This is a genomic window from Acidobacteriota bacterium, assembly GCA_016716905.1.
Taxonomy (GTDB): Bacteria; Acidobacteriota; Vicinamibacteria; order Vicinamibacterales; family SCN-69-37; genus SYFT01.
On record JADJUS010000022.1, the window covers coordinates 825,039 to 850,629 of the forward strand.

25 protein-coding genes are annotated in these 25,591 nt (G+C 62.7%); 12 read left to right on the plus strand and 13 right to left on the minus strand.

Features of this window, described 5'->3' with window-relative positions:
* Positions 1–78: 78 nt before the first annotated feature.
* From IPL75_19665 to IPL75_19685, 5 genes are all read left to right on the plus strand, one after another.
* Positions 79–723 (plus strand): hypothetical protein, encoded by a 645-nt coding sequence (locus IPL75_19665; protein ID MBK9242414.1) that lies wholly within the window; start codon positions 79–81, stop codon positions 721–723.
* On the plus strand, positions 720–2,231 hold the full coding sequence (locus tag IPL75_19670; GenBank protein ID MBK9242415.1) for a sigma-54-dependent Fis family transcriptional regulator: 1,512 nt from the start codon (positions 720–722) through the stop codon (positions 2,229–2,231). Before IPL75_19665 ends, IPL75_19670 begins: the two co-directional genes overlap by 4 nt.
* A 146-nt stretch (positions 2,232–2,377) precedes the next feature.
* Positions 2,378–3,049: a Crp/Fnr family transcriptional regulator gene (locus IPL75_19675; protein ID MBK9242416.1), complete on the plus strand. Its 672-nt coding sequence runs from the start codon at positions 2,378–2,380 to the stop codon at positions 3,047–3,049.
* A 4-nt stretch (positions 3,050–3,053) separates the two neighbouring features.
* A complete protein-coding gene (locus IPL75_19680) occupies positions 3,054–3,212 on the plus strand; it encodes a hypothetical protein (GenBank protein ID MBK9242417.1) in 159 nt (52 codons plus the stop codon).
* Between the two features lie 38 nt (positions 3,213–3,250).
* On the plus strand, positions 3,251–3,457 hold the full coding sequence (locus IPL75_19685; protein MBK9242418.1) for a CsbD family protein: 207 nt from the start codon (positions 3,251–3,253) through the stop codon (positions 3,455–3,457).
* A gap of 4 nt (positions 3,458–3,461) precedes the next feature.
* Here IPL75_19685 and IPL75_19690 read toward each other — a convergent pair whose 3' ends face one another.
* The 6 genes from IPL75_19690 to asnB all read right to left on the minus strand — a co-directional run bounded on the left by IPL75_19690 (position 3,462) and on the right by asnB (position 12,197).
* Positions 3,462–3,671, minus strand: a complete 210-nt coding sequence (locus IPL75_19690) for a hypothetical protein (GenBank protein ID MBK9242419.1) — start codon at positions 3,669–3,671, stop codon at positions 3,462–3,464.
* A 27-nt stretch (positions 3,672–3,698) separates the two neighbouring features.
* Positions 3,699–4,670 carry a glycosyltransferase family 2 protein gene (locus IPL75_19695; GenBank protein ID MBK9242420.1) on the minus strand — a complete coding sequence of 324 codons (972 nt, stop codon included), beginning with the start codon at positions 4,668–4,670 and terminating at the stop codon, positions 3,699–3,701.
* A gap of 31 nt (positions 4,671–4,701) precedes the next feature.
* The gene (locus IPL75_19700; GenBank protein MBK9242421.1) at positions 4,702–6,663 is read right to left on the minus strand and encodes a glycosyltransferase family 4 protein; all 1,962 of its coding nucleotides are present in this window, start codon (positions 6,661–6,663) and stop codon (positions 4,702–4,704) included.
* 88 nt (positions 6,664–6,751) lie between these two features.
* A complete protein-coding gene (locus IPL75_19705) occupies positions 6,752–8,194 on the minus strand; it encodes a hypothetical protein (GenBank protein ID MBK9242422.1) in 1,443 nt (480 codons plus the stop codon).
* Between the two features lie 1,241 nt (positions 8,195–9,435).
* Positions 9,436–10,491, minus strand: coding sequence for a UbiA family prenyltransferase (locus IPL75_19710; GenBank protein ID MBK9242423.1), 1,056 nt, complete (start codon positions 10,489–10,491; stop codon positions 9,436–9,438).
* The gene (gene asnB / locus IPL75_19715) at positions 10,470–12,197 is read right to left on the minus strand and encodes an asparagine synthase (glutamine-hydrolyzing) (GenBank protein ID MBK9242424.1); all 1,728 of its coding nucleotides are present in this window, start codon (positions 12,195–12,197) and stop codon (positions 10,470–10,472) included. Before asnB ends, IPL75_19710 begins: the two co-directional genes overlap by 22 nt.
* A 145-nt stretch (positions 12,198–12,342) precedes the next feature.
* Between asnB and IPL75_19720 the strand changes: the two genes are divergently transcribed.
* A complete protein-coding gene (locus tag IPL75_19720) occupies positions 12,343–12,549 on the plus strand; it encodes a hypothetical protein (protein ID MBK9242425.1) in 207 nt (68 codons plus the stop codon).
* On the opposite strand, the gene IPL75_19725 is transcribed toward IPL75_19720, so the two are convergent.
* Entirely contained in the window at positions 12,542–13,429 is an 888-nt protein-coding gene (locus tag IPL75_19725; protein MBK9242426.1) for a phytanoyl-CoA dioxygenase family protein, read from the minus strand. The two genes, IPL75_19720 and IPL75_19725, sit on opposite strands and share 8 nt — an antisense overlap.
* 60 nt (positions 13,430–13,489) lie before the next feature.
* Here IPL75_19725 and IPL75_19730 point away from each other — a divergent pair, with 60 nt between their 5' ends.
* From IPL75_19730 to IPL75_19740, 3 genes are read left to right on the plus strand one after another with little or no spacing between them, the layout of a single operon-like run.
* Entirely contained in the window at positions 13,490–14,326 is an 837-nt protein-coding gene (locus IPL75_19730) for a phytanoyl-CoA dioxygenase family protein (protein ID MBK9242427.1), read from the plus strand.
* A 1-nt stretch (position 14,327) separates the two neighbouring features.
* A complete protein-coding gene (locus IPL75_19735) occupies positions 14,328–15,209 on the plus strand; it encodes a phytanoyl-CoA dioxygenase family protein (protein MBK9242428.1) in 882 nt (293 codons plus the stop codon).
* A gap of 14 nt (positions 15,210–15,223) precedes the next feature.
* A complete protein-coding gene (locus IPL75_19740) occupies positions 15,224–15,961 on the plus strand; it encodes an SDR family oxidoreductase (GenBank protein MBK9242429.1) in 738 nt (245 codons plus the stop codon).
* On the opposite strand, the gene IPL75_19745 is transcribed toward IPL75_19740, so the two are convergent.
* Genes IPL75_19745 through IPL75_19755 form a run of 3 tightly spaced genes read right to left on the minus strand, consistent with a single transcriptional unit; the run spans position 15,951 to position 19,080 of the window.
* A complete protein-coding gene (locus tag IPL75_19745) occupies positions 15,951–16,901 on the minus strand; it encodes a phytanoyl-CoA dioxygenase family protein (GenBank protein ID MBK9242430.1) in 951 nt (316 codons plus the stop codon). The genes IPL75_19740 and IPL75_19745 overlap by 11 nt on opposite strands.
* A gap of 9 nt (positions 16,902–16,910) precedes the next feature.
* The gene (locus IPL75_19750) at positions 16,911–18,179 is read right to left on the minus strand and encodes an ATP-binding cassette domain-containing protein (GenBank protein MBK9242431.1); all 1,269 of its coding nucleotides are present in this window, start codon (positions 18,177–18,179) and stop codon (positions 16,911–16,913) included.
* Positions 18,180–18,237: 58 nt separating this feature from the next.
* On the minus strand, positions 18,238–19,080 hold the full coding sequence (locus IPL75_19755; protein MBK9242432.1) for an ABC transporter permease: 843 nt from the start codon (positions 19,078–19,080) through the stop codon (positions 18,238–18,240).
* A 61-nt stretch (positions 19,081–19,141) separates the two neighbouring features.
* Here IPL75_19755 and IPL75_19760 point away from each other — a divergent pair, with 61 nt between their 5' ends.
* From IPL75_19760 to IPL75_19770, 3 genes are read left to right on the plus strand one after another with little or no spacing between them, the layout of a single operon-like run.
* Entirely contained in the window at positions 19,142–20,032 is an 891-nt protein-coding gene (locus IPL75_19760; protein MBK9242433.1) for a phytanoyl-CoA dioxygenase family protein, read from the plus strand.
* Positions 20,029–20,832, plus strand: a complete 804-nt coding sequence (locus IPL75_19765) for a class I SAM-dependent methyltransferase (GenBank protein MBK9242434.1) — start codon at positions 20,029–20,031, stop codon at positions 20,830–20,832. Before IPL75_19760 ends, IPL75_19765 begins: the two co-directional genes overlap by 4 nt.
* A 46-nt stretch (positions 20,833–20,878) precedes the next feature.
* Positions 20,879–22,087, plus strand: coding sequence for a hypothetical protein (locus IPL75_19770; protein MBK9242435.1), 1,209 nt, complete (start codon positions 20,879–20,881; stop codon positions 22,085–22,087).
* A gap of 4 nt (positions 22,088–22,091) precedes the next feature.
* On the opposite strand, the gene IPL75_19775 is transcribed toward IPL75_19770, so the two are convergent.
* The 3 genes from IPL75_19775 to IPL75_19785 are packed head-to-tail and all read right to left on the minus strand — an operon-like array spanning position 22,092 to position 25,586.
* The gene (locus IPL75_19775) at positions 22,092–22,940 is read right to left on the minus strand and encodes a hypothetical protein (protein MBK9242436.1); all 849 of its coding nucleotides are present in this window, start codon (positions 22,938–22,940) and stop codon (positions 22,092–22,094) included.
* 16 nt (positions 22,941–22,956) lie between these two features.
* Positions 22,957–24,150, minus strand: a complete 1,194-nt coding sequence (locus IPL75_19780; protein ID MBK9242437.1) for a glycosyltransferase family 4 protein — start codon at positions 24,148–24,150, stop codon at positions 22,957–22,959.
* A complete protein-coding gene (locus IPL75_19785) occupies positions 24,147–25,586 on the minus strand; it encodes a glycosyltransferase family 4 protein (protein ID MBK9242438.1) in 1,440 nt (479 codons plus the stop codon). Before IPL75_19785 ends, IPL75_19780 begins: the two co-directional genes overlap by 4 nt.
* Positions 25,587–25,591: the final 5 nt, after the last annotated feature.

Below are 25,591 nucleotides of genomic sequence, written 5' to 3' on the forward strand. Positions count from 1 at the left end.
CGACTACTCTCCCTTGTCATCTCACGCACATCCGGCCTGTGACTGCGTGGCTGCCAACGCATTCGATATAGTGCAGACGTGCTTCCGAATCCTGACCAGTTCAGCCGCTTCCTGGAGGTTTTTGTCCATGATCTCCGCTCGCCGCTGGGCGTGGCTCAGGGCTACATGAATCTGCTGCAGGGCGGGCAGTTGGCTGACGCGGATCGCGCGCGCGCGATGAAGGGGGTTGTGAATGCCCTGAGTCGGCTGACAACTCTGGTGGACCACGCCGGAGAACTCACGTCCCTTGACCGGGGAGAGGGTCACGGCGGCGTCCGTGTGGCTGCCGATGAAGTGTGCCACCGGGTCATGGCACAGGCGACGCGCCGCGGTGTGCTTACCGAGTCTTCGGGGATCGCTGCCGGTGTGTCGGTGAGGGCGGGCCACAGCGTGGATGCGCTGGTGGACGCGATCGCCCTCCTTCTTGATCTGGCATCGACGCATGGGCCGGCAACTCCGAAATGGCTCCTGCGGACGCGGATCGACGGCGGCGTCCTCAGCTTCGCGCTCACGCCGCCTGAGACGGAGGTTGTTGCGGATCTGGTGCCTTGTGATCCCTGGTCGTACGGAAAAGTTGACTACCTTGTCGCCCATCGTCGGCTTATTTCTGTGGGCGGGGGCGCGTGGTGCCAAGTTGGCAAGACTCGTGCAAGTTGCGTGACATTGCCGGTGGAACCTGTATGAATGCCCGTATAGCGCTCGTTGATGATGATCCCGCGTTCGCTGAGTATTTGCAGGTCTTTCTCCAGACCCGCGGATACACCGTTGATGTCCATCACAACGGGGCCACCCTGCTTGAACACCTGCAGACCGGTGCAGCGCCCCATATCGTCCTGCTCGACGTCGAAATGCCCGATCTGGACGGCCTGGAGACGTTGCGTGAGATCCGGCGTCTGCAGCCGACGGCCGAGGTCATTATGCTGTCGGGCCGCCAGGCGCCTGCGACCATTGTCGAGGCCGTCCGTCTGGGCGCCACAGACTATGTGCTGAAGGGCGGGAGTCCCGGCGGGCTCGGCGAGGCGGCACTGGAGGCCGCCATTCGCAACGCTCTTGAGCGTCAATCAATGACGGCCGAGATTGCCCGCCTCGGAGCGCAGTTGGCCGAAGACCCGCAGGGACTGCAGCCCTACTGGAGCGACTCCCATTCCATGCACGTGGTGATGGACATGGTGGACCGCGTCGCCGACAGCGCCGTGGGTGTGCTGATGCGTGGTGAAAGCGGTGTGGGCAAGGAAGTGATCGCACGCGAACTGCACCGGCGCTCGTCGCGGCGCACCCAGTCATTCGTCAAGGTCAACTGCGCGGCGTTGCCCGCGGAACTGCTGGAAAGTGAACTGTTCGGCCACGAGCGGGGCGCCTTTACCGGCGCCGGCACGTCGCGCGTGGGCAAATTCGAGTTTGCCCACCGGGGCACCTTGATGCTCGATGAAATCGGGGAAATGCCGGCGGCGCTCCAGGCGAAGTTGCTGCACGTGCTCCAGGACGGTGCGCTCACGCGCTTGGGCAGCAACCAGACCATCGACGTGGACGTCCGGATCATCGCCGCCACCAATCGCGACCTGGAAGCCATGATGGCGGCCGGCACATTCCGGGAAGATTTGTACTACCGCCTGCAGGTCATCGAGATCCGTGTGCCGCCATTGCGTGAGCGCCGCGAAGAAATCCCTGCGCTGATCGAGTACTTCCTGGCCAAGTACTCCGCCGTGTATCGCCGCCCGCTCCGCCGCCCCAGTCAACGGCTGCAGGAGGCCCTGCTGGCGCATGCCTGGCCGGGCAACATCCGCGAACTTGAGAACATGATGAAGCGGTTCGTGGTGTTGCAGGATGAGACATTCATCTTCAGCGAACTTCAGCGGCCGCGTGAGGGCGTGCGCGGATCCGTCACGTCATCGCCGGCTGCGGCGCCCGCGCCTGCGTCGGCCGACTCCACGTCACTGCCTCGCGCCGCGCGAACAGTGCCGCTCCCTGATCCACAAAACCAACGGGATCAGGATGTCACGTCGGAACAGCCGGTGGACCTGCCCACCCTGGCACGTGCGGCGGCGCAGCGTGCTGAACACAAAGCCATCAATGAGGCACTCGATCGCTTTCGGTGGAATCGCCGCAAAGCCGCGACATACCTCGGCGTGAGCTACAAGACACTGCTCAACAAGATGAAGGAATGCGGAATCTCCGATCGCGAGCAGGCCTGATTCCCGCGCAGAAAGACATTACCAACGTTGGGTAACCGGGTGCCGAGTCATTGGCGCGGCTTGGTCGTGATCCTTCCGTTTCTCGCGCTTCGCACTGCAAAAACACCAAAATGGGGTTCGGCACAGGAGTTGCACTGTAAGGGCGCATGCGAACTTCAACAAGCAACCCCACTCTGTCGCTGCGCGGTCTGCTGGAAACAACGAGCGCGTCCTTCACGGTCGTGCGCCATTGGCCAGGAGAAGTGATCTTCTATCAGGGCGACGACGCCGACACAGTGATGCACATCGAAGAGGGCCGTGTGCGCCTTTCGGTGTCGGGGGCGTCAGGCAAGGGCGCAATCTTCGGTCTGATGGGACCGGGCTCGTTCCTCGGCGAAGACGTGCTCGGTGGTCGCAGCCGCCGACGGCAGACCGCCACAGCCCTTATCGAAACCGAACTGCTGGTGTTGAAGAAAACCGAGATGACCCGCCTCATTCGTGCGGACGAGGCCATCTCTGAGCGATTCATCACGCACACCTTGGCGCGCAAGGCGTCGCTTGAAACGGATCTGACGGTCCAGCTCTTGTGCTCGGGCGAGGACCGGCTCATCCACACGCTGCTCACGCTCGCCGGATGCGACAGCCGTTGCAATGGACGGTATGCGCTCCCGAAGGTGTCACAGGAGGTCATCGCAGAGATGGTCGGCACCACCCGCTCACGCGTGAACTTCTTCATGGGCAAATTCAAGAAGCACGGCTTCCTTGAGAAGCAGGGCGACCTGCTGCAGGTCATTCCGTCCAACCTTGCGTTTCTGCGAGCTGACAGCCGTGCGCTCTAACGCCATGACGTACGTGGTGCCACCCGATTCCGAGAAGGCCCCGGTGGTGCCGCCCACTGATCCGCAGGCGCCGGACGTGGAGCGCGAGCCGAACATTGATCCACCACCGATGGATCCACCGATGACCGATCCGCCTGGGGTGCCGCCGGCGCCCATGGCCTGACTCACACGACGCACACGCACACGCACAAAGGAGATCAGATGTTGAACAAGAACGAACGTGAAGGAAAAGTGGACAAGGTCAAGGGCAAGGTCAAGGAGACCGTCGGCCGCATCACCAATGACCCGGTGCTCGAAGACGAGGGCGTGCGGGATCAGGCCTCAGGCGAAGTCCAGGACACCGTTGGAAAAGTTCAGCGAAAAGTCGGAGAAGCCGTCGAAAACGTCGGCAAGAAACTCAAGCACTGACGGGCTACAGCTTCCGCTTGAACGCGCCGTCCTGGAAAATTGACCCGTCCACCAGGATGTGCGCGCCGTCCTGATAGGACGGTCCGAGCGCGCTGTGCGGGCACGCCGGGCAGCCATGCGCGTCTTTGCCGCCCGAGATCCAGTTCAGCACGTCGTCGCTGATCTCATCGTCTGGCGCCTGGTCGCGTGGGGGATTCTCGGGGTCTGTCGCCATGGATTGAGGATACACCTGCCGGAGCGCCTACTCCGAGGGCCCCGACCGCGTCTGCGCGGTCACGGGCGGCGACACGTGTTCGCCTTCCAGATCAAGGGAGAAACCTTGAGGCGAATTCGCCATGGGTGTCATCACGGCGTTCAGCGTCTTCACGAACTCTTTCCAGCGGAGGGCCAGCAGTGGGTGAATCAAGCTGCCCAGAATAGACCAGTGGATGAGCACTCGGGCGGCGGTGGTGGGCCTGAGAATGCGCATGCTCGGGATGGCCAACAGAATCAGTTGCGACCGCAACTTCACGCTGTCCCATCGGTTGGTCGGCGAATGGTGATGCACCACCTGCAGCGCCGGATCGATGAGCAGGCGGCCATGGCGCGCGGCCTGTTTCGAAACCAGCAGATCCTCGCCAGGGGAATACCCCACCAGCCACGGCAGTGGCAGCAACTGACTGACCGCGCTGCGTCGGTAGGTCATGCAAAACCCGCACATGAACTCTGTGTCGAAGGGCCGGCCTTCGTGGGGCCACTTGTACGCGGACCCGGCCATACCCGTCACACTCAAACGGCCGGGCTTGCGACCGGCGATCAGGAAGATGCGGCGGAACAGATACCCGGCAAACGAGCCCCCGGGGGCCACATCCACACCCCCGACACCCATCAACTGCGAATCCTGCTCGTAGTGGGCCCGCAGCTTGCTCAGAAAATCCTCCGGGACCTCAACGTCGTCGTCGAGAAAGACGATGACGTCGCCGGTCACGATCGATGCGGCGACTCTTCTCGATGCATACAGGCCGTCCTGTACCTGCTTGCGATGGTACGTGAATCCAAACCCGGCGGCTGTTGCGCGCTCGCGCAAGGTCGAGACGAACACATCAGCCAAATCTCCATCGTCGATGATGACGATTTCATCGCCTGATTCCGGCCTGCATGATCGCGACAGCGAACCCACGCATCGCTCAACTTCGAGCGGACGGTTCCTGGTGCAGATACAGAGACTCAGCATGAAGAGTGGACAAAGTCTGGCACAAACCTCGTCACCCGTCGAGACGATTGATCCACCGGCGTGAGCGAATCGCGCTCAGGCGCCGGCGCCAGGACGCCGCAACACGCACCACCGGGGCCAGTCCAACGTCGATGAGGCGCAGCGCCCAGACCGCCCGACTGCGTCGAGGCCGCTGTTCACGTGCGCGGGACCGCGGCCACCTCGCGGGCAGGGCCTGCCACTGGGATGGTCGCTCGAAGACGGGCAGTGGATACGGCCAAATCTCAAGTCCCTGACTCACAAAGTGTTCAACGAGTGTCGCAAACGCGTCCTCGCCGGCGACGCTGTGCCCGAGAAGTGCGCGCATGACGGCCTCGCCACGCACCAGGAGGCCACCGGTGAACGTGGCGCCCTCCCATCGTGTGAAGACCGGATCTCCGCCCAGAGGCGGGATGATTCTCCGCGACGTGCCACGCGTCACCTCCCCTGCAGACTGGAGGCCATCGATGTCTGCCATCGTTAGCGCGGGCAACATCTGTGCAAAAGCCACCGCCTGAACCGTGATGCCGGCGTGGATCAGCAGCACGGCCTTCGCGTCGAGCGTTGCGAGTTCGTCATGAAGCGCGGTTGTGTCGTTTCTTGACAGATCGATATTGCAAACCGGAAACGATTTTGATGCCGGCACGTCGGCGGCGCCGTCGCGACTGAGGACCAGAACGCGTCGGATGGCCTTGATGGCCGCGAGCGACGTCAGCGTCCTGTCGAGATCGGCGGCCGAGCCACCGTCGACAATTGCGACGACGCTCGCGGAGGTCCCGGGACTCGCGACTGGCGTGAGATAGGTCATCCAGTTTGCGTGAAAGTCCAGCCACAGGCGCCGGGTCTCTTCCTGAGCAATTGCCGGTGCGCCGATCCACGCGCCATCGTCGAGGGCGCGCAGGAGGGCCTCGTGCAGCGCAGCCGGGGTGGCGTCGAAAAGCACCCGGCTGTGATCGTCCGGGTCCACCAGTTCGGGAACGCCCCCGACCCTGGCGGCCAGGAACGGGATGCCCCACAACAGCGCTTCATAGACCGTGCACGGAGAATTGTCGGCCGGCGACGCCATGACGGCGAGTTTCCGGCCCCGTAGCAGGTAGGCGATCGCCTGCGGTTGGCCCAGGTGAGTCACGGCCTTGACGCCGAACCGCCAGGCCTTGGCGCGCCTGGCCACGTAGGCCAGACCATCCATCCCCGCGCACACCCCGGGTTTTCCCAGGAACGTGACTGTGACCCGTCGATCGACCAGCGTGTCGTGCAGTTGGTCGAGCGCGTCGCAAAACAGTGGCAGGCCCTTTCGCGCTTCGAGCCGGCCGAAGAACACAAGCTCGGTGATGGGTGTAGCCGGGTCTAGCGACCCGGCCTCCTTCGGGATGGAAGGCGGTGAGGGAAGGCAGTACTGCTGCACGATGGTCTGCCGCGGCGACTCAAACGCGTGCTGCCGGGCCCAATCGAGCAGGTACTGACTAGGACTCCAAAGCACGTCGGCGGTTTTCACACTGAGCCGTTCGGCATGGTTGAGAGCCGACTGCACCAAGGTGGTCGCACGCGCCTTGTTTAACTCAAGAGCCCACTCCGATGGCCCGTGCAGGGCCACAACCAGCAGCGAGTCTCGAAACGCCAGACCGAGCTTCCTGGCGACAAGGCACAAGCTGCCCTCCCCGCCGTAATCATTGAAGTGGACGACATCGAAACGCCTTGTCGAGAGGTACTGGTAGACGAGGTACGGCGTGCCGAAACCGTGATCTCGCACTGGACCGGCGAGCCCCTTGAGCTCTTCGATGGAGAGCGCCACCCACTCGATGCCGCGGTCGGCGTATCGAGCCTTCCAGGGGTCGATGCGGATGTCTGGCGCCGATATGGTGCCGGTATACAGGATGCACACGCGGCAGCCGGATGCCGCGAGGTGTTCCGCCAGGCCGGTCATCGCCGTGCCGAGGCCTCCGCCTCCTGGCGGGCCGACGATCTCACTCGTCACCACGCAAACCGACGGCAAACGATCAGGCGGACCTGGAGGTCCGGCCTCCATCCGGAAGGAGGCCGGGTCTTTAGACCCGGCTGAACCCTCAGCCGCGCGTGTCACGGCGGCCCTTTGTTTCGTGCAGCGCGAATTCGATCTCGCGCAGCACTCGCTCGAAGAGCGTCATGTAGGCCGGGATCAGGTCGTCGGCCATCATCCGGCGGAACGCGCGGACGGCCAATCCGCGGCAGAGAGCCGGGTTCTTCTGCAGCGCACTCAACCGGGCGACTAACGCGGCCCCATCATGGTTGGGCACGCAGTAGCCGGTGACCTCGTCTTGCACCAGGTCCGCGACCGCGGCACTGCCGCGCGTCACGACCGGCAGGCACCCCTGTCCCATCGCGTGCACCACTTGCGCCCAGTGCCGGCCGGCATCGCCGAGCACCACGAACACATCGCGGCCCGCGAACACAGCGGGAGTCTGGTCGCGGGCATCGGTCAGCGCCACCGGGACACCCGCGTCGGCCAGTGCGGTGCCAAGCGCGGCGATCTCTGAGGCCTCCCCTGCGACAACGACTTCGAGCGGTGCGTGCCACGGCAGTGCGCGCACGGCCATGCGGCCAGGAACGTCGAGAACAGGAATGGTCACGATACGTGACGCGAGGGCTGGATCAACGTCCGCGAGGTGAGCCGCGATTGTCGGATCACCGGCAACGAGCGCATCACAAAAACGGCCTGTGGTGCGAACGCGTTCGAGTGACGCCGGGCTCAGGTCATCAACACGGGCAATGACGCCGACCTCACGCGAGAGATGCGGCAGGGCCCGGGAGTGGCATTCGTCCCCGCCGGTCAAGAACAGGCACGGCGCATGTCGCTCGAGGTGTTTCACGAGCGCGCGCCAATCCGTGCGCCAGAATGCGGGGCCGCCCTGCAGATCACACACGGCGACGCCGGTGCCGAAGCGCCCGGTCTCTAGCGCGGAGCGGGCGCCTGAGGCTACAAGTACATGGCTCTGGTGATCAGCGTTCTGTAATCCACTGGCAAGCCTGCGCACCACGCGATCGGCCGCCGGGTCCGGAACCGCCGGGGCGGCGACAATCACCGGGTACGGCTGGACCAACTCCGGGCGCCATTCAGGCACGCGCAGGGCCTGCGATGGCCCCAGGGCGCTCCGATAGTCTTCGTAGTCTTCGCGGTAGGAAGGAAAGACCCCAACACCAGCTATGCCTCGAAAGTACAGGACCGGCAGCACATCGGTGTGGCCGACATGGTACGGGGGCTTCCGCAGAAGCCCCTTCGGGCGAGTGAACCCGTGTTCCGGCTCCATGATTCGGCCGAACAGGGCGGCCCACGCCGCTGTCACGTCGTCACTGACGGATTCAGCCGCCGGAATCATGACAATTCGATCGGCCAGTTCGGGATGTCGATCCGCCACACGCGCGGCGAGCGCGGGAGTGGCACACACGATGGCGTTCCAGTAGCAGCCGAGGCGGTCCACCTGATCGAGATCCAGGGGATTGTCGTCCCGGACGACGCCGACAATTCGCACGCGTTCGGACAGGTGTGCACTGACATTGGAGTGTCGCCAGTCGCCCACCGGCATATAGATGCAGGGTGCTTGCTCCTCGAGCACGCGGACGAGTGTCCCCCATCGCGTGCCCCAGCTCGCATCCTGCGCGACGGGCAACGCCACGATCGGCACGTCGGAGGCCGGCGGGTACATCGGAGGCGATCGGCCGCGACTCTGTCAGCAGCAGGCCCGCGTTGGTACCGAGTTCGCGCAGTGATCGGACAAGGCTTTCCGCGAACTCATCGTGGCCACCCACCGACCCGCGCGGCACGCCAACGATCACGTCGTACGTCGACTGCGGCACCTCACGGACGCCGCCGACTGAACCAACCTCATGCGAGGGCGATGGCGCTGACACGACGCGGGCATCGCGGGCGTGGCTGCGCGCTTCAAGTGGTCCTTCCACATCGGCCGCCAGGTTCCATCCTGGGCGACCCAGATCCGCGTGGTACAGGTGGAGGAAAGACGGGTGGATTCGCGGGATCGACTCGTGAAGCGAATATCCGGTCGTTCTGTCGAAGCACAAGTCCGGGTTGTTGTCGTCCACGATGAAGTCGAATTGCGCGGGCAGGCAGCGCTGATCCTGGAAGCCCAGGATCCAGACCGTGGCGATGAGTGTTCCCTGATCTCGTGTTTTCCAATACGGGTCTTCGAAAATCTCGAGCGTCAGGCGGTGCCAGGTGTCCATGAACGCCGCCGACTCCGGACCGAACAGGAACACGCCGCCGTTCCAGTGCATCCAGTCGTTCGGCACGTGCACCTGGAACTTCGCGGCGATGGCGTCGGCGAGGTGGCCGCACGCAAGTCCCTGATCCGTAGGACATCCGCACCGCACGGCCCACGGACTGAACGTCGCCACACGACTATCGAGGTGCGTCAGATCGCGGGCGAACGTGACGGGCCCGGATGCATGCTCGAAAATGGCATCAACTCCAGTGTCCGTCGCGATGACGTCTGCGTCGAGGTAGGCATACACGCGCCCGCCTGGCAGGATGTGATGCAGGCTCGTCTTCAGAAAGATGCTGGCCTGGTGGTGGTCGAAGCCGGATGGAGTTTCGATGTCGATCACGGTGTCGTGTTCGATCGGAATCTCATTTCTCCGGCTATCGGTCACGACGACAATGGGAGACGAAGTCCTCGGGCGCAGGCACTCGAGCGAGCGATGGAGGGTCCGCATGTGGACGGCCGCACCGCAGACGACGTAGACGAAGGCGCGGTTGTCAGCCATCTCGATGTGTCATTCTGGCGACCCCTGCCGGAATGGACCTGAGATCGTATCTGAAGAAGTTCACCAGGCCGTTCTGGAAGACCGCAAGATAGGCCACGAGCAGCACGACGTACTCGGGCCAACGCCACGACAGTCCGACGAGCATGAACAGCGGGTACCAGCCTCGGTAATACTCGCTGAGCAGTTCGTATCCGTAGAGCTTCACCGCGAGTTCAGGGGCCAGCCGCCACGGAACCCACAGTGTCGTCTGCATCACATACGTCAGTTGGAAGACCCTCCAGGCGAAAAAGGCGAGTACGCCGGCGACGTAGAAACGCAGGTCAACCCCGTAGGCGACCGTCATCACCACGAAACCGATAGCCTCGGCCGGGAGCACGATCCGGCTGAGCAGGCTGAGGGTGACGGCAGGGCCGTAGCGCGTCGCGAAGGTGGTGACCCCTGAACGCCGATCGTTGTCGGCGTCGAGATACTGGTGGTTCAGGATGCCGCGGAGCCCGGCACAGAACGACCAGGGGAGCAGCGCCGCCATCAGGAGCGGCCGCGACACGGGTTCCCCCACCATGTGACCGAACGTGGTCCAGGTGATGAGTGCCGGAACCGTGTACGCGTACAAGGCGTCAGTGATCACACCGGGAACCGCCCGCGCCTTGAACCGCAACGGCGATGCGGCGTAGACGGTGAGCAGGAGCAACTGCAGGGCAATCAGCGAGAGGTTCCAGCGGTTGGCCGGCAGGACAAGCCAGGGTAGCCACGCCACGGCCATCAGCAACGCCAGGATGGCGCCCGTCTGCCATCGCGACCGGTCCACCATGGTGTTGTGCTTGCCAACGGCGCGGTCGTGGTCAACGTCACAGAGGTCGTTGATCACATGGCCGAAACCCGCCACGCCGATGAACGTGACCATGAACGCGACGAGCATCGCCGCAGCGCGAGCCAGGGCAATCTCACCATCGCTGATGGCCAGCAGGAAAAACGCCAGGCCCAACACCGGCGGCGCCTTGTCGTTCCACCATTTCTCCGCCTTGATCAGTTTGCCGGCAGACTGCATGGGTGCCTGGACATCCAGAGGGCGAGCACGAGCAGGCTCCACGTCTGCTGGTTGTTGGATTCGACGAACGGCTGCACCCCATTAAAATCGAGGACGCCGAAGATTGACTGATTGCGGTCGCCGAGATACTCGCGCTTCATCTCGGCGAGTTCCGGACTGGCGAGCCACTCGCTCATGGGGCCCCCGAAGCCCTGCTTGGCCCGGGTGCGAATTTCTGGCGTCCACGATGACCCATACGCCTCTCGCAGCAGCAGTTTCTCGCGCGCGTCGTCCACCTTCAGATGGTCGGGAAGCGACAGACAGAAGCTGGCCACGTCCACATCAAGGAATGGCGCACGCAACTCGAGGCTGCTGGCCATCGATGCCCGGTCGGTTTTCACGAGTACGTCACCGGGAAGATAGAGTTCCATGTCGAACCGCAGCATATCGCCCACCGTCCCAGTCCGATACCGTCGATAGTCGATGAGGGAGTCTGTCTCGCCGGTGTGTCCCAGTTGCCGCTGCTGTTCCGGCGTGAAGTAGACGCGGTCGGCGTGTGCGTACCGATACACAAGCGGGCTGGTGCCGGCAGGGGCGTTGAGGAGGTGACGCGACCAGCACAGGTATCCGCCGAGCAGTTCGTCCGCGCCGTCTCCGCCAAGCGCCACGGTCACATGACGCCTCGCGAACTCACTGATGAGGAACGTCGGGATGTTGGACGAATCGCCGAACGGTTCGTCATAGATGTCCTGCATTCGCCAGAGCAGCGCCGACACGTCGACATCTTCATCGGCCAGCTCGAAGTGGTGCGTGCCGTAACGTGCCGCCATGCCGCGCGCAAACGGCAGCTCATTCTCGACGCCCTGGCGGAATCCGAACGAAAACGTCTTCAATCCCTGCGTGTGGCGGCTGGCCACGGCCGCGACGGTACTGGAATCAACACCCCCGCTCAGGAACACGCCGACAGGGACGTCGGCCACCAGTTGCTTCTGGACGGCCGCGTCGAACAATTCACGAAATCGCTCCACCGCGTCCGGCATTGTCATGCCTTCGGTCACGTCCGGCGGCTCCCAATAGCGCGCCACCTCCAGCCGGCCGTTGTGAAAACGCAGCATATGCGCGGGCGGCAGCACGTGCACGTTGGCGTAGATCGTCTGGGTCGGGTGGACGTGCAGGCGTTGAATGTAGTGACTCAAGGCCTGCCGACTGAGAACCGGCTCGACCAGGCCCGATGCGAGCAGGGCCTTGATTTCTGATGCGACAACAAACTCGCCTTGAGACCCTTGCGCGAAATACAGCGGCTTCTCGCCGAAACGATCCCGCGCACACGTGAGCGTCTGGCGAGGACCGTCCCAGAGCGCAAACGCGAACATGCCGGGCAGGTGGGAGAGAAAGCCGTCGCCGTGCTTCGCATGCAGCGCCAGAATCACTTCTGTGTCGGTGCCGGTCTTGAACGGAAAGTCGGAGAGTGCCGCCTTCAGTTGCCTGAACCCGTAGATGGCCCCGTTGAAAGTCACCCCGGTTTGGGCGTCGGCCGAGAGGATGGGTTGGTCTCCGCCGTCCACATCGACGATGCTGAGGCGGGCACTGCCCAGCACGCACCGTCCGAAATCATGGAGACCCTGGCTGTCGGGGCCCCGATGCCGAAGCGCCGAGACCATTCGGGTGACCGTGGCCGCCGATTGCCCCCACGCTTCGGGCGTCACGATCGCGACAATGCCGCACATAACAACGGATGTAAGTATAGACATCTGCGGTCCGCTGGCGGGCCCGCGAGAGCGAGGGGAATGATCGCGGTGGATCTCAATGCGATCTCCGCATGTTCAGCGGACGACCCGGAACCGTTCAAGGGCTTCGATGCAACACTTGAGGATGCCATCGCCGCCGGACGAAATCGAGCGAGCGGTTGAGCAGACCTGCAGGCAGCGCGACGGCACGCCCGAGGAACTGCCACTTCACGCGCTGCCAATCCCGCTCGCCTCGCGCGAGCGAGTGGCCCGGCTGGCGTGCGGGGCGCGGGGCATTGCGGTGCCCGAGGACGAATCAGCACTGAACGCGCTGCGGCGCTCCCTCACCTGAGCTCCGGGTGCTGGCGATAGAAACGGGCGATATCCTCTGCCGTAATCACGGGAGTGGCCTGCGAGAGGCGTCCGAGGCTGGTGCCATCTGCCGGCTCGGCACGAGGGTCGAACCGGTAGAAAAAGTCTGCAGCCACCTTGAACACCTCGATGCCGCCGTCCGGATGCGTATAGTAAAAACGCGGCTCGACTTCCCGAGGGATCGTCGAGAGCAAGACAGCCACGCGCGCGCGTGCGCCCGTACTGGGCGGCGAGTAGTGCACCAGACGACTGTTGAACAGGACAGCCTCGCCGACCTTGACCTCTGGCGCGATCAGGTAGCGGCTGACAATCACATCGCGGAGCCCCGGTCGGTGAAACAGCGGCTGGAAGGGGCCCCGGTTCTTCGGAAACAGTCGATGGCTGCCTTTCATGACCATCAAGGGGCCGTCGTTGGCCCCGACTTCTGCCAGCGGAAACCAGCAGTTCACTGAGGCAAAACGGCTCTCGTCAACAAACGAGAGGTCCTGGTGGGCGCCTTGTTCGCCGCCTGGACCTGGGAACTTAACAGCGAATGTCCCTACCAGCATCCGGTAGTCCCGCAGATACCGTGCCGGGAGGTCGCCGCAGATTCGTTGCAGCCCCTCGCCCACCGCCACACGGTGACTCACGTCGCTGCTGTGCAGACTGACATAAAATCCTGAGCCAATTCCCGAGTCCACCGTCGCGAACAACTGCCGGAGCTGTTCCAGTCGATCGGGATCGATGAACGGCACGACGACAAAACCATCGCAATCGAACTGCTGCTGTACCGCGGCATCATGGAACGCCGGCCGCACGGCCGAATCCTCCCGGGCCACCGACCGGGAGAACCGCGCCATCAGGCGAGAAGACCAATTCACGCCGCTCATGATAGCGCACCACGAACGTAGTATTCTTCGACGCAGGAGGACGGGTCATCGATGAGAAAGACGTTTCGGGATGAGGCGCTTCAGAGGAAGCTCGAACAATCCGGCTTTGTGGTGACTCCCTTCCTGGGTGGGGAACCCATGGATCGATTTGTCGAGTTGGTCAATCGACTCCTGAATGCCGGGGACCACGACAACATGTACATCGCCGCCGGCTACAAGCTGACCTTGTTCAACAAGGATCCCGAATACAAGAAATTCCTCTTTGAGGCACTTCTTCCGACCGTTCAAGCGAGGACGGATGAAATTGCGGAAGACTACGAGGTCTACTCGATCAACATTTTCAGCAAAGAGCCAGGCGACCGGTTCACCGACATGCATTGCAACGCCACCCTGATTGATGAATCAGTGGCGACTTCTGTTAGCTTCTGGATCCCTCTGGATGAGACCGACGCGTCCAACAGCACGCTTGAGGTAGTGGAAGGCAGTCACAAGCTGGTCGACCCGATGCGATCCCTGAACCACCCGAGGATTTTTGACAGCCTGAGCCAGACGATGCGGGACTTGTTTACGCCGCTTCGAGTCAGAAAGGGCGAATGTGTGGTGATTGATGACAGCCTGATCCACTGGACCAACACCAATTCGTCCGACAGAACCAGGACGGCGCTCCAGGTCGTCATGCATCCGAAGGAAATGGAGCCTCATACCTACTACTACCAGCCTGAGCTCGGGCGGATGCAGAAGTACCGGTCATCGAGGGAGTTCGTCATCAACCGCGCTCTGTTTGACAAGCCGGCCGATGAGTTCCTGATTGCCGAATTTCCTCACACCGTACCCAGCTGCTCGGAACAGGAGCTTGTCGCGGCCCTGGCTGACCGACGATCACCTTAGAGTGCCCAAGGCCGCCGTCATGCAACATCCGATACACAGACGCACCTTGCGTCCCCGCGCGACATTCCGCGACGCTGCGTTGCAGGAGGAGTTCGCCACCAGAGGTTATGTGGTTGTGCCGCTTCTTTCGGCCGAACACATCAGGATGCTGACTGACCTCTACCACTCGCTTCCCTCGGGGATCGAATCGGGATTCTACAGCGTCATGTTCAGCCCGGATCCTGGTTACCGGGACCGGGTGAGCGAGGGAATCCAGGCGGTGATGCTGGCGCTGACGGCTCCGCTGCTGGCTGACTACCGCGCGCTGGCGGGAAGCTACATGGTCAAGTTGCCTGGGTCAGACAGCGCGCTCGCCGCACACCAGGACTGGAACATGGTGGATGAAGCCCACTATGTGTCGATCAACGTCTGGGCTCCATTGACGCCTCTGACCGCTGAGAACGGCGCCCTGAGCGTGATGCCGGGCAGCCACCTGTTCATTGACGGGCTCCGGGCAAGCGTCCTCTATCCCAGTTGCCTCGACCCTCATCAAGAGGTGGTCCGAGACAGGTACCTGCAGCAGGTCACTGTGCCAGAGGGGCACGCCGTCATTCACAACAGCGCGCTGGTTCACGCATCAAAGGCCAATCAGTCGCCCAGTCCGCGCGTTGTCGCCAGCCTGAGCATGATCCCGTCGGAGGCTCGGCCCGTTCACTATTACCTCGACCCAGCCACCGGTGATGTGGACTATTTCGAAGTTGATACCGCGTTTTTTCTGCGACATCTGATCGGCCAGCGGCCGACCTACCCGGTGACAGACCGAATCCAGGGCTATCAGGCGCCTCCTCTGACAGGAGAGGAACTGGAACGCCTGTTCACGGAGCACAACAGCGCTCGCATTTGAGTGGAGGAATCGGCATGTTCGACCTCAGTGGCCGCACCGCCCTCGTGACCGGAGCCGGGCGGGGCGTGGGCGCGGGCATCGCCCGCATGTTTGCCGCACAAGGAGCACGAGTCGCGGTCAACGACATCAGCATTGATCGCGCGCGGGGGACCGTAGAGGACATCACAGCGGCCGGAGGCCAGGCGGTGGCGGCTCCGTTCGATGTCTGTGACTACGAAGCGGTCCGATTCGGCATCGAACGCCTTGAGGCCGAGCTTGGTTCCCTCGACACGCTTGTCAATAACGCCGGCGTGCCTTCCGGCATGACGACCGTGCCGTTTGCCTCGAGCCAGCCACACCAGTGGCGGCCAGGCATCGATCTGAACTTGTACGGTGTGATGAACTGCTGTCACGTGGTCCTTCACGGCATGGTCATGCGCCGGTTCGGCCGCGTGATCACCATCTCATCGGGAGCAGGGACAACCGGCCTTTCGATCGGCGTCTCGCCATACGCGGCCGGAAAAGGCGGCGCGATCTCGTTCATGCGGCATTTCGCCCTTGAGAACGCGGGGTTCGGGATTACCGCAAATACCATCGCGGTCGGCATGATCGAGTCCGCCGCCGGCCCAACGCTCAACCTGCCGGCGATTCCAACCGGACGTCGAGGCACACCCGGCGATGTCGCCGCGCTATGCGTCTACCTCGCGTCGAACGAGGCAAGCTGGATAACCGCGCAGACGCTGCAGCTCAACGGCGGCAGTATCACGACCTGAGCCCCCTGCCTGATCCGGCCAGGCGTCCGAATAGTCTCTGCAGGACTGACCTTCCCTTTTCCACAGGAGGGGGTGGAGCCTCCGGTGAAGCGGCGTGACTCACCCCAGGCAGCCTTGCTGTGGGATACAGCCGGCGAATCTCGCCCTCCACATCGACGAGTTCGGTCTTCGGAATACTGCGCACGAACGTGTCCGGACGGGTGCCAAATGGCTTCTGGAGGAAATACTCGGGACCCGACTCGTACTCGTCCAACATCCCGGCATTTTCCTGATTCTGGTAATACAGTACCGGGTTCGATGACCGATCAATGACGGTCGCGCCGGCAACCAGGCGCAACGATTCCGTCTGATTAGTCGATGAGAAATGGATCGCTGCATTATCGAACACCAACGCTTCGCCGAGTTGGGTCGGTACTGGAACGGCGATTTGTTTCAGCACGTCGTAGTAGGCCTGGTACGCGGTCGGCGACGGTTCGGCCAGGCGCGGATGACGCGGCAGTCGATGACTCGCAGGCACGATCCAGAGGTTGCCATTGCGGGCGTGTGTGGCTTCGAGCGGACACCAGACATTCAGGGACACGTCTCCCGTTGTTTCGTCAACAAACGTCCAATCCTGATGCGCCGGAATATAGTCGGTCTTTCCATCACCTCGCGTCCTGGTGATGAACGAGCACTGCAGTGGGATTGGGCTGACAAAGGTCGCGCGCAAGGATGGTTCAAACACGCCGGCAATGCCATCACGGACGGCGGCTTTGACTCCTGGATCGGGCAGCGCACACGAGACAAAAAACCCATCGCGCGCCTCCACGAAGAGCCGGGCATAGAGTGCATTCAGCAGACTGACATCTGCACCGGTGAGCCACGGGATCTTCACATACCCGTTGGCGTCAAACTCAGCCTGAATGCGCGGATCAGTGAACATCGGCCTCCTGTGTGTCATGGCTGAATCCTACTCTCCGCCAGGCAGCGTCCAGACGCCATCGACCTCAATGAGCGGAGCCAGGCTCGAGAGGTTGACGCGAAGGCGATCGCGCGAGCCGGCAATGCGAAACGTCGGCGACGTGTTCTCCCAGCCGAGGGTTGCGACCGGTTCCAGCGTATCGCCTCTCCCAATGGCGCACTTCACCGCGTACTGGCCCTGCACCAGGGGCAGACGGACCCGGACACGAACTTCATTGTTGCCCGCCACGATCGTCAGCGGAGGACTCGTCAGCACGGTGATACAGACCCACAGGTCAGCCGTGAACACGAAGAACGCACATCGCATATCGTCCATCTGCAGGTGCGATCGATAGCGAGCGATCAGCACCGCCTCATCACCGACCAACAACTCGTCGCCCGACAGTGGCTGGACGCCAGCGTAGTCGATCACGACGGGCTCGCCCGCCGCTGCTGATTTCAGCAGCCCCTTCGAGGGATCCGCGTTCGCCAACGAGGAGTCTGTGCCACCCACGACGTCTGTTTCACCTGCGGCCGACTGGAGAACGCCATCCTGCAGTCGCGTGAGGTAACAGTCGAGTGTTTCGGTAATGCCGCCCACAAAGGCCATCCTCCCATGCTCCAGCAGAATGCCGCGTTGGCAGATGCTCTGAGACAGATGAGGGCTGTGGCCAATGAACACCACCGACCCGCCAGAATCGAGATATCGCACGATGTGACGAAGGCACTTGCGCTGAAAAGCGATATCACCAACGGCAAGCACCTCATCAAGCAGCAGCACGTCGGGCTTCAGGTGGACGGCCACTGAAAATGCAAGGCGCATGACCATGCCGCTGCTGTAGTACAGCAGGGGCGTGTCAATGAACTCCCGGACGCCGGAGAAGTCGATGATGTCCTCGACGTTCTCGTTGACTTCCGCACTGGACATCCCCAGCACGGCAGCGTTCGCAAACACATTCTCCCGGCCAGTCAGGACCTGACTGAACCCGGTGCCCAGTTCAATGAGCGCGGCGACTCTGCCACGGACCGTGATCTGCCCCACGTCCGGCTTCAGCAGCCCGCTGATCAGCTTCAATAGCGTGCTCTTGCCTGACCCGTTCACGCCGACAATCGCGAGCGACTCGCCGGCTCGGAGCTCGAAGCTGACGTCGCGGAGCCCCCAGAACTCTCCGGGACGGAGGTAGTCGGTCCCACCGATGCGCGGAACCACCTCGCGAACGATGTCCTGGATGCCGTACCGAAGGGACCGACTCAGGTCGCGGCAGAAACGCTTCGACACGCCGCCAACCTCAATAAGCGGGAGGGTGTCTGATCGAGTTGGACCGGTCACGTCCACCTCAGCTCGAAATGCGGGCGATCAGATGCGGCATCGCCAGGCGATAGAGCACCCAGGCTGCGGCACCAACGATCAGGGACGCGCCCGTCACCAACACAAACGCCACGGGTTGGGACAACACGCCAAGCGTCAACCACTCGCGAGCCGTCACCAGGAGCGGAGTGACGGGGTTGACATAGGTAATCAGGGTATACGGCCAGTGGGTCGGCGGTGGGTAGAACACCGGCGTGGCGAAGATCCAAAGGCTGCACGCGATGATCAGGCCGCGCTGCACGTCTTCGTACAACAGGCCCAGGGGCAGGAGCAGCAGGCCCAGCGTGGTTCCGAGGAGCACCAACGCCAGAATGGCCAGCGGCGCCAGCGCACTCGTGACCGCAAGCGGCACCCCGAACCAGACCAGCGCACCCAGGAGGAGCACCAGCCGAATGACAAACGTGAACAGCACCTCGACCAGCCCGGCAATGATGAGGGACTCGCGAGCAAAGTTCACCTTGGTCAACATGGACCGCGCCGACTCCATCTGCTGAAGTGGGCTGAGGAGCGCATCGACAAACCCCTGCCACAGCGTGATATTCACGAGCACAAATGCCGGATAGGAAATGCCGGTATCCCGGATGGACAGTAAACCTGAGGCATTCAGGCCAACCCAGATCAATGTGGTGGTGAGAACCGGCAGGACGGCCCAGATATAGCCAAGGAGCGATCTCCGGTACTTGCTGCGGAGGTTGCGTATCGCCAACCGCCAGCCCAACTGGTGCGCCACCACCAGGTCCGCCGCCATCCGCGAGAAGAACAGGCGTGGTCGGGCCAACTGCGGTTCTGAAGAATACGTCGTTTCGATCATCTCGCGCCCGGATCATAAGCGATCCGCCCCGTAGTACAATCCGGGCCCTGGGGGATGACTGATGACAAGTCCAGTGGCGACCGCGCAGCCTATCCTGCGAGACCCGGCCTTACAGGCGGAGCTGACCCGCTCGGGTGTCGCGATCACGACCTTATTCTCTGATGACCAGATTGCAGGGCTTACCGCAATTGTGGAACAACTCGAAGCCGACGCAGATCACGACAACGTCCACATCAAGACGCCGTTCCATCTCAGTGCATTTCACAACGACTCCGCGTGGAAGCAGCGAATCTACGATGAGATTCATGCGTACACAAACGACATCGTCAATACGTTGCTTGTTGACTATGAGCCGCTGGTCATCAATATTCACGACAAGCCGCCTGGTCCGAACACCTCACTCGGCATCCACCAGAACCCGTCGTTTGTGGAGGAGCCCGAACACAAGTCCGTGACTATTTGGATCCCGATGATTGATGTCCGGAAGGGCAACGGTACCCTCGGCGTCCTTCGCGGAAGTCACAACGTGTTCGATGCCATGCGGGCTGCGAACATGCCCGATGTGTTCGAAGATATCGCGCTCAAGCTCACGACGCAGTATTTCGAACCGCTTGAACTCAAGCGTGGCGAAGCCGCTGTGCTCGACGACAGCGTGATTCACTGGTCGTATCCGAATATGTCGGAGACCGTCCGCCTCGCCGTGCAGCTGATCATGGTGCCGAAGAAGCCGGACCACATCTACTACTACTACAACACGTCGGGTGAGCAGCCGCGGCTGGACCTGTACACGGTGGACAAGGACTTCTTTTTCAAGTTCAACTGCAAGGCCGAGCCCCAGGGATTGCCGTACATCAGGTCCATCCCGTACGAGTACTCGCAGGTGTCGGAAAGCGAACTGCTGAAACGTGTCAGTGCGCAGAATCCGGACGTGCTGACCAGACAGGCAGGATGAGCGGCTGGCCACGCACCGCGGCGGCCGACGTCGAGCGGTACTACGACGAGTGGACCCACCGGTACCTGGAGGTCGGCGAGAACCTGATCGAGGCGTGCCGCCCCGCCAGCACGCAAGACCTGCTCCACTACTACATCACGAGCATTGGCCTGCGGCCGGGCCAGCACCTGCTCGACGCGGGTTGCGGTGTGTGCGGACCAGCCGCGTTCTTCGCGCAACAACTGCCGGTGACCATCGAGGCCCTGACCATTTCACAGGTGCAGGTAGACCTGGCCCGTCGGGTTCTCGCCGATGCCGGCGTCGGCGACCGCGTGTCTGTGCGCAAGGGCAACTACGACGATCTGCCGAGTCTCTATCCGCCGGAAACGTTCGATGGCGTGATGTTCCTCGAATCCCTCGGCCATGCGGAACGGCCGGAGCATGTCATCAGGAACGCCTGGACCGTGCTCAAGCCGGGAGGGTTCTTGTACATCAAGGACTTCTTCGCCAGGGAAACCGATGATCCCGACGCTCGCCGCAAAGTCGCCTCAGTCACAAGGAACATCGACGACAACTACGCCTACAACACGCTCGACCTGCACCGGGTCTTGATGTCCGCGCGTAAAGTCGGCTTCAGGATTGACGTCATCAAGTCTCCTGGATTCGATATCGACGTCCGTATCCGTGCGCAGTTTGAGGAACGCAACGGCATCAGTATCTTCGGTGGGCTGCCCGAGTTCATTCCGACCGACTGGCTGGAACTCAGGTTCATCAGGGACGACGGCTACAATGCGAACTTCTCGGCCCGCCTCACCGGCTAGCGGGACGCGGACCTTCAGGTCGAGACTCGCCACTGCCCTGGTGGTCATGGTATCGCTCGTCGCACCACTGTCCGGTCTCGAGATCTACCTTCGCGTGTTCGAAGGTGACCGTATCGAACACCACAGTGGCGAACTCGCCCGCCGCAAGCTTGAGGCGACGAACCTGTTGAACTCGGCGCACGACCAGATGGCTCGCAGGCTGCAGCTTCATCCGTTCTACGGCTACACCGCCCAACCCGCGCTCTCCGACGTTCCGGGCGTGGACCGGTATGGCTTCCGCAACACTGAAGCCGTGAACTGGCTCGCCCCGCCTGAAGGCCGGAAGGTGGCAGTGATTGTCGGCGGGTCCGCCGCATGGGGCACAGGCATCCCTCGTGAAGAGGACACCATTTCAAAGAGGCTTGAGGCGCGGCTCAATGCGGCCCGGCCAGACCAGCGGTGGCTTGTCGTCTCACTTGCCGGGGGCGGCTGGCACTATCCCCAGCAGTTCATCGTCATTTCCCGGTGGATTGAACACGTCGATCTGGTCGTCACGTACGACGGGTTCAATGACGTGTTCATCCCTCTGATGAACACCTTCGGCGGAAGCGAGCCGACGCCGCCGGACTTCCCACAAAGCTACGCCATGCTCGCCCAGCCGTCGGATGACCTGACGCTGGCACGCTACGGGCAACTTGAATCTGAAACTGACTGGAATCCGGACGGCTACCTTGAACAGTCCGCGGTTTATACCTGGATTCGCTACCGGTTCTCCGAGCGCGCGCGTCAGAATCTCATGACGTACGACAGCGCGCCGCGCACTGACGTTCGAATGAGCAGAGAACCCACGTTGCCGCGCGAGTCGGCTGAAGATGTCATCACCTTCGGGATCAACGAGTACCTTCGGTATTCGCGTCTAATCGATGCGGTCGCTGGTGAGTACCACGTGCCGGTCCTACACGTCGTCCAGCCCTTTCGGCACGCCGATCCGCGTGTGCCTATGCCGCGCATCAACGATCTTCCCGAGACTATTCTTAAGAAGCTCCAACAGCCTCACCTCGGGTTCTACTATGCGTGGCTGAGGGAGCGCGCAGCGGCACAGTACTCGGGAGACAAGGGCCGGCCCGGCGTCTCCTATCTAGACCTCGCCGAGGCTCTGCCTCCGACTGATGACTACTGGGTTGACTACATCCACTCAAGTGCTAGAGCGGCTGACATCATCGCGGCCAGGCTCATGCAACAGCTGTCATCGTCGGGAGCATTGGACGTTCGCTAATTCTTCACCTCGCCTTGCACCGATTGCTGAGGTAGGTAAAATCGCCCCAATCCGTACTGATGTGGTACGAGCCGTCCTTGCACTTGACCGCTGGGTTTTCATGGCTGAACACCCCCAGCGGATTCGTGTAGGCGGGCACCGTCCACACGTGCAGCATCGGCAGGCTGCGCTCTTCACTGAACGTGAAGCCGAGCCGTTCGCACTCCGACTTCCCGATGACGCCGTCCGCGCCGAGTGACTCCATGACGCCATTTTTGCCGGCCTTGGAACAGACGTCGACGTGGCCGTGCCAACGATCGGCCTCGCCTGCAAATCCAACAGGATTCGGTCCTTGAGCGGTGTACATGAATCCGACGAGCTGAGCATCCGGCGCCGTGCCGCCAAAGAGCAACGAGGAAGGGTGCAGGATCTCCTCGTCGGTCAGCGGGCCTCCGCTGCTGATCAAGCCCCCCTGCCAGTGCGCCCCGAAACCCGGCGAATACGGACCGGCACGGCGGTATCCAGCGGCTTCGGCGTGCGAGACAGTCGGGTATTGCTGGACAAGGCGGCTGGTCAGGTTCAGCTGGCGTACCAACTCGGCCCGCGTAGCCGGGCTGGCCTCCAACGGTGGAGCCCCGTGCGCCCCGGTGTGAAATTTATCGGAGATCGCCCGAATCGCAGCCCAGCCACGGTCATCGCCGTCAGGGAAAAGAAACGCCAGTTCCGCCGAATGGCCCCCGGCGGCCGGCGCCTGGGCCACACCGTGGCCGGCCGCCGCGTGGTCGACTTGCGCAGGAGCCGGATCGGTGCCGCACGCCCCCGCGAGAACGATCGACAGACAGCACATGCGGGTTCCGGGTACGACTCTACGCATCCGCAAATGATATGCCCTATTGGCCCCGGTAGACGTCCGCTGACAATCGCGCGACGCGGTCGGCCGTGAACGACTCCTCGACAGATCGGCGTGCGGCCCGGCCGAGGCGCCGGCGCATCGCATTGTCTTCAATCAATCGCTCGATTTGCCGCGTGAATGCATGGGCATTCCCTGAAGGGGCCAGGAGGCCGTTCTCGTCGTGCCGAATCAGCTCCGGCATCCCGCCCTGATCCGAACTCACGATGGCGCGGCCGGCGGCCATAGCTTCAAGGCACGAGTACGGGCAGTTCTCCCAGAGGCTCGGCAGGAGGAAGATGTCGGCCCGACAGACGAGCGCACGCATCTCATCGAGCGCCAAGTGGCCGGCAAAGTGAACTGACCCTTTCAGGGTGCGCGCAGCCAGGTAGGGCCGCAGAGTCTCGTCGACGAAGTGGAACAAATCGCGGCCTGCGAACACGAAGGAGACGTCGTAACGCTCGAGAATCGAGGCCGCAATTTCCGGGCACAGGTGAATTCCCTTGCGCCGTTCCATCCGGCCGGCAAACAAGATGGTCAATCGATCGCGCGGCAGATCGAGTTCGCACCGGCCTTCCGATGCGGCCCGGTCAAACAGCGCCAAATCGAGCCCATTTGGAATGACTCGCGCAGACCGCGCAAGATTCAGCTCGGATGCCGCCGCGTCCGCCAGGAACTGCGAGCACGCAGTCAGCAGGGTCCCCGACTGAATCGCCCGCCGCTCCAACCACGAACAGAGCGTCGTGTCCAACGGCGTGACGTCGTAAAACGGCATGATCAACTGCGAGGGCGAATGCAGCCGGACGACCGTCGGGATCTCCGTCCGGCGATTCAACCACGCGCCCTCGGCTCCGCATTCCGGCATTTCAATGACGTCGAACCGATGTGCGCACATCAGGGCGCGCATGCCGCGGAACATGCTGAGCGCGTTTTCGAGGCGCTGCCTGGTCCACCAGAGACGGGCGACGCCGAGGCCCTGAAACGCGCGCATGCACAGGCCCGAGGCCTGAAACCGGTGGACGACGACGCCATCATGCTCCGAGGTGCGGAGCGGCGTCGCCTCGGTCGCACCCGCCAGCACATGGACCTCGTGGCCCAGTCGGACAAGGGCCCTGGCGTGGTACCAGGTGTAGGTGCCGATTCCGCCAAAGCCGGTCTCGGGCGGGTACTCAAACGACAGCAGGGCGATTTTCACGACGCGCGCCTCGCAAGTACGGTGCGAATGCGCTCATGGAACAACCCTTCGCAGTGAGCGACGTCGAATTGCCGGGCGGCCTTCTCAGAGGCGTTCCTGCCCAGGCGGGCCGCCAGAGCAGGGTCGGACAGAACGGTGCGAATAGCCGATGCCAATTGAACCGCGTCGCGCTGCGGAACAATGACGCCGTCTTTGCCTGAGTCGATCACCTCGGTCGTGGATCCGGCGTCGGTCGCGACAATGGCGCAGCGGGCGGCCATGGCCTCGAGCACGGCGGTCGAGATGCCGTCTTTATCGCCATTCTCCAGCTCGACAAACGGCGCCACAAAGACGTCTGCGCGCGCCAGAAACTCCCGCACCTCTTCACTGGTTCGCCGGCCCTCGAAATGCACTGCGGTCGCGAGTCCCAGCCTGGCCACCTGCGCGTCAAGGTCCTTTGCGTACGCCAGACTCTCCGGCATGTGATCGTCCGGGGCCCCTACGAGGTGAAGGTCAACGTCGATCCCCGACTGCCGAAGGAGGCTCACGGCATCCACCAGGTAGGTCAGGCCCTTCTTAGGCTCAATTCGACAGACCGACACCAGACAGGGCTTCCTGCCGGCCGGACGGTCATCACGAGTGGAGGACTCGAACTCGCGGGTGTCGATGGCGTTGGGTTTGACGATGACCTGCGAGAGGGGGCCTCTGCCAACGATCGTCTCGAGTTCAGCCTTGATGCGTTTCGAGGTGGCCACCACGACATCGCAGGTGGTCACATTCAGAGCCACGAGTTTGAGCGGATAGTCCTCGAGCATGTGATCGGCATAACAGCTCACGCCGCGAGGGATGCCAAGCAGCGATGACGCCACCAGTGTGAACAGGGTCTGCTCGTAAAAAAAATAACTATGGAGATAGTCCGGACGCCACGCTGCGGCCATCCGCGTGAACGAAAACGCCTGAAGAAAATGGTCATGGCCAAGCAGTGCGTGGCGCGACAGTCCGGAGGCTTCGGAGATCGTCCTCGTGAGCGCGTCGACCCTTTCCGGCATCCGTTTCTGGTAGAACCGCAGGTCGTGGTCGCGCAACCGCGACGCCAGCAGTAGCCGACGTTTGATTCGCCACATCAACGAGAAGCGGGTCGCGAGGGCTGACCGGTCTTCGAGTGTTGAGTACGAAAAGCGTACGCTGAATCCACCCTCGGACAGCGCACACACTTCCTGATACACGAACGTCTGCGAATAGATCGGAAATGGCCCGCAGGCGGTGGCCAGGATTCGCGGGCGCCTGGTGGCCCCCTGCAACCCGGTGAGCAGTGACTCGGCGCGGAGCCGGGCACGCAACCCACTCTGGGCGATGCGGATCAGGTGCCCCTTGAGGAACTCGGTGACACGCCTCAGGCCCCCCCTCAGACGCCGGCCGATCCCGATACAGACGGCGCCAACGGAGCGGACTCTCACAGGGC